This is a genomic window from Bradyrhizobium sp. NBAIM08, from assembly GCF_020193935.1.
In the GTDB taxonomy this organism is placed as follows: Bacteria; Pseudomonadota; Alphaproteobacteria; order Rhizobiales; family Xanthobacteraceae; genus Bradyrhizobium; species Bradyrhizobium yuanmingense.
Genome location: NZ_JADYVR010000411.1, coordinates 1 through 443 on the forward strand (window position 1 = coordinate 1; position 443 = coordinate 443).

The following is a 443-nucleotide window of genomic DNA, read 5'->3' on the forward strand; positions in this document are numbered from 1 at the left end:
GGTAGACGATCCCGCCGAGGATCGCGACGGCGACGACGCCGAGAAGCACCCACGGCACGGGCGAGGACGAATCGGTCTCCTCGATCGGCGCCGGCGTCTCCGAGGCGGGCGGGGCGGATGTCGCGACCTCGCTCGGCTCCTCCGACGGCGCAGCGCTCTCCGATGGGGACGCGGTCGGCACCGGCTCCGCGGCCTGAAGGGTGAAGGTCAGCTCGCCGGAGACCGGGTGACCGTCGCCGGAGACCACCTTCCACAGCACGCGGTACGCGCCGTTCGCCAAGTCGGTGGGCAGGGGCTGGGTGACCGTGGTGCCCTCGGTGACGGCGTCGCCTTCGCTGACGACCGAGTCACCGGCATCCAGCACCTGCACCTCGGTCGCGCCGGCACCGGGGGTGAGCTCCGCGCTGAAAGTGAGGGTGACGGACTCGGGCGCCTCGGTGAGC

At 72.7% G+C, this 443-nt stretch carries 1 protein-coding gene; it reads right to left on the minus strand.

What is annotated here, in order from left to right; all coding sequences use genetic code 11:
* Window positions 1–443: copper resistance CopC family protein (locus tag I6F37_RS40165; RefSeq protein ID WP_225154402.1), on the minus strand; the 443-nt coding region annotated here is incomplete at both ends.